This is a genomic window from uncultured Citricoccus sp., assembly GCF_937871995.1.
Classification (GTDB): Bacteria; Actinomycetota; Actinomycetes; order Actinomycetales; family Micrococcaceae; genus Citricoccus.
Window position 1 is genome coordinate 1 of the sequence record NZ_CALMQR010000025.1, and the last position, 4,012, is coordinate 4,012.

Sequence of the window (4,012 nt, forward strand, 5' to 3'; positions counted from 1 at the left end):
CCGGCCCGGCCGCCCCGTCGGAACCGGGGCGGGCAGCGGACCCCGTCCCGCCCGCGGAGTCCGCCGACGTGGGGGACGGCGCGGTGACCGGCCACACCGATGATGGCGAGGGCTGCGCGGACGCCGAGGACGGCGCGGGTCACGCGGCGCCCGCGATGGGCGATCAGCCGGCCGGGGAGTCCGACATCGACATGACCATCGCCCCGGACACCGCCGAGTACCTGTCATCCCCCTCCGCCTCCGACGCACCGGAGTCCTCCGGCCGGACCACCCTGGTCCAGCCGGCCGAGGACGGGACGGCGTTACGTGAGGAGACCGACGTCGAGGCACCGTCCGAGACCGGACCCTTGGAGGAAGCCGGGCGCGGCACGATCGCCGACCCGGCTCCCGCGTCCGCAGCGTCCGCACCGGTCCGGCCTGCCTCCCGGGCTCCCGAACCCCACGAGCTCATCGACTCGGTCCCGTGGCTCGCCGCGGCCCGAAGCGCCGTCCCCGCCCCGGGTCAACCGGGCGCGGGACGGCCGGATGAGGGCCGGCCGGACGGGGGATCCCCCGTGCCGGCCGTCCCCGCCGAACCGGGCCGGGCGGGCGCTCTGGGGGCGCATCCCGAGGACGATGTCGATGCCGACACCGTGCTGTCCCCGTCGGCGGCCGCGCTGGCCGCGGCCGGTCCGGCACCCGCCGACCGGACTCCCGCGCCACCGTCCGGGCCCGCACCGGGGACCCCGACGGCCGTGCCCGCGGATCCGGACCACGACGGCGAGACCGTCATGAGGTCGGACCTGGACCTGGCCGGCGTCGAGACCGTGGACCCGGCCGTCCCCGAGGCCCCGGCGTCCCCGGCCACCGGACCCATGGTCCTGGCGCGGCAGTGCTCCACCGGGCACGCCAACCCACCCACGTCCAGCACCTGTGCGCGTTGCGGGCAGTCGCTGGGGGGAGAGGCCCGGCAGGTCCGCCGTCCGGCCCTGGGCCGGATCCGGATGTCCACGGGCGAGGTGCTGGAGCTGGACCGGCCGGTGGTCATCGGCCGCCAGCCGCAGGCCCACCGCGTGGGATCGGGCACCATGCCGCGGATGATCCAGGTCCGCAGTCCCCACGGGGACATCTCCCGCTCCCACTGCGAGGTGGTCCTCGAGGGCTGGCACGTGCAGCTGCGAGACCTCAAGGCCACCAACGGCACCGTGCTGATCCGCGAGGGCGCCGCCCCCCGCCGGCTGGGCCAGGGCGAGGCCGTCATGGTCCTGGACGGGGACATCGCGGACCTCGGTGACGGCGTCTCCCTGCGGTTCGAGGCGATCCCGTGAGCTCGAAGCGTCCCCCGGCGCCGCCTCCGCAGATCGCCGGGTACCGGTACCTCAGCCTGCTCGGATCCGGCGGGTTCTCGGACGTCTACCTGTACGAACAGGACCGGCCCCGGCGCAAGGTGGCCGTCAAGGTGCTGCTCGCCGGGTTGCGGACCGAGCGCGCCCGCCAGTCGTTCGAGTCCGAGGCCAACCTCATGGCCCAGTTGTCCTCACACCCGTACATCGTCACGATCTACGAGGCGGACGTCACCGAGGACGGCCACTCCTACCTGGCCATGGAGTACTGCTCCCGGCCCTCGCTGGACATCCGCTACCGGCGTTCGCGGCTGGGCGTGGACGAGGTCCTGGCCCTCGGCGTCCAGGTGTCCTCGGCCGTGGAGACGGCGCACCGGGCCGGGATCGTGCACCGGGACATCAAGCCGGCCAACATCCTGACCACGGACTACAACCGGCCCGCCCTGACCGACTTCGGCATCTCCGGCACCACGGACATGCTGGACGAGGAGGCCGGCATGTCCATCCCCTGGTCCGCGCCGGAGGCCTTCACCGGCGGGTCCCCGGACGGGGTAGCCATGGACGTGTGGTCCCTCGGAGCCACCCTCTACACGCTGCTCGCCGGCCGGTCCCCGTTCGTGCGGCCCGGTGCGGACAACTCGCAGCGGGAGCTGGTCTCCCGGATCGGCAGGGCGCCCCTGCCGCCCCTGAACCGTGCGGACCTGCCCGCCTCCCTGGAACTGGTGCTGGCCACCGCGATGGCCAAGAACCCAGCCTCGCGCTTCCCCTCCGCCCACGCCCTGGCGCTGGCCCTGCAACGGGTCCAGTCCGAGCTGGGACTGTCCGTCACCCCCTTCGAGGTGATGGACGAGTCCGGGTCCCTGGAGGCCGAGGACGACGCGGTCGAGGAGGGCGGCGAGGCCACCCGGGTGCGCCAGGTCGTCTCGATCGACCCGGACCGCGGCGCCACGGACACCTCACGGCTCTTCCCGCCGATGCCCCCGGCCGCCGCACCGGGGCGCCCCGCCGAGGACGACGTCGACGACGCCACCGTCATCCGGCCCGGCCGCGGCACCCGGGGCCACCCGGGCTCGACGCCGGCCGGCACGTCCGCGGAGGACGATCCTACGATCATGGGCGGGCGGATCGGCGGCGGCCTGGCCGGGGCCCGGGCGCCGTCGCGCCGCTATCCCCAGGCCGGCGGGGAGTGGGAACCCGACGGCACCACCGCGCACCGCGTCGAGGAGAGGTCCGGTGCGTCCCCGGCCATGGCGTGGGCGACCGAGAACAGGACGGGGATCATCGCCTCGCTCGTGGTGCTGGTCCTCGGGGTGGCCGCGGCCGTGTGGCTGGCCGGCAGCCTCTCGGCCCGTCCCGCCCCGGTCACCGCGCCCACGCTGATCTCCGAGTCCCCGGCCCTGCCGCTGCCGGAACCGGAGCGACCGGTGCGTGCGGCCGAGGAGGTGTCCGGTACCCGTCAGGGGCAGGACGCGGTGTTCACCTGGACGAACCCGGAGCCGGCGCAGGGTGACGAGTACCTCTGGCGGACCACCACCGCCACCGGCAAGGGCAGGATCACCACCGCCGAGAAGGCCTCCGCCACCACACCGGTCCTGGAGCAGGACCGCACCTGCATCGAGGTCGTGGTGGTGCGCGCCAACGGCAAGCAGTCGGATCCGGCGGTGGGGTGCGTGGAGTGACCGCGGTGCCCCGGACGGGCACCACGACGGCAGGACACAGGACGGGGGACATCATGGAGGGGGAACCGACGATGGATGCTGAGGGGACGGTCGCGCAGGACGGCGCAGGACGGCCGGATCGGCCGGGGCAGCGGCAACCGCCGCGGAGCGGCACGGGGGCCGACGAGCTGACGGTCTGCTTCGTCGGGGAATGGTACGAGGTCTCACCGCACGCGGTGTTCACGATCGGTCGTGAGGGAGACCTGGAGATCGACGACAACCCCTACCTGCACCGCCGGTTCATGGAGATCCGGCAGATCGACGGGCTGTGGTGGCTCACCAACGTGGGGTCGATGATCTCCGCCACCGTGGCCGACGCGTCCGGCGGCATGCAGGCCTGGGTCTCGCCGGGCTCGCGCATACCTCTGGTGTTCGGCCAGCTCAACGTGGTCTTCACGGCGGGCCCGACCACCTACGAGTTCTCCGTCCACCTGAAGAACCCGTCCTTCCTGCACCAGTCGAACGGGACCGAGGGGGTGGGGGAGACGACCATCGGCCCGGTGCTCTTCACCCCGTCGCAGAAGGCCGTCATCGTGGCGCTGGCCGAACCGATCCTGCGGCGCGGGGGGACCGGGTTCTCCACCGTCCCCTCCTCCGCCAGCGCCGCCCAGCGACTGGGCTGGCCGCTCACCCGGTTCAACCGGAAGCTGGACAACGTCTGCGACAAGCTCGACCGGGTGGGTGTGGCCGGCCTGCGCGGGGGAGGGGGCCGGCTGGCCACCAACCGGCGCACCCGCCTGGTCGAACACGCCGTGACCTCGCATCTGGTCACCGCGGACGACCTGCCGCTGCTGGACCAGGCGCACGGGGCCGAGGAGGACTGAGATCGCAGCGCCCGCCGGACCTTGGTCCGGGCCCGGGACCTCCGGTAGACACAGAGGGGTGCGGGACAGGTCGGTCGTGCGGCGCGGATCGGTCCGCCGGGGCTGGTTCGCCATGCTCGCGGTGGCCGCGTTCGCCGCTGCGGTCTCG

General features: G+C 74.0%; 3 protein-coding genes. All 3 read left to right on the forward strand.

Annotation, left to right across the window (positions count from 1 at the left end):
- A partial coding sequence (locus tag Q0283_RS02185; RefSeq protein ID WP_298042485.1) for an FHA domain-containing protein occupies positions 1-1,307 on the forward strand: 1,307 nt, incomplete at its 5' end.
- Positions 1,304-3,001, forward strand: coding sequence for a serine/threonine-protein kinase (locus Q0283_RS02190; protein WP_298042489.1), 1,698 nt, complete (start codon positions 1,304-1,306; stop codon positions 2,999-3,001). The genes Q0283_RS02185 and Q0283_RS02190, both read left to right, overlap by 4 nt.
- A gap of 53 nt (positions 3,002-3,054) precedes the next feature.
- Complete coding sequence (locus Q0283_RS02195; protein ID WP_298042491.1) at positions 3,055-3,864, forward strand: hypothetical protein; 810 nt, start codon at positions 3,055-3,057, stop codon at positions 3,862-3,864.
- The last annotated feature ends 148 nt before the right edge of the window (positions 3,865-4,012 follow it).

Bases quoted from the DNA above. Each gene is read 5' to 3' on its own strand.
- Q0283_RS02195 (WP_298042491.1), top strand. From the start codon at position 3,055: ATGGAGGGGGAACCGACGATGGATGCTGAGGGGACGGTCGCGCAGGAC.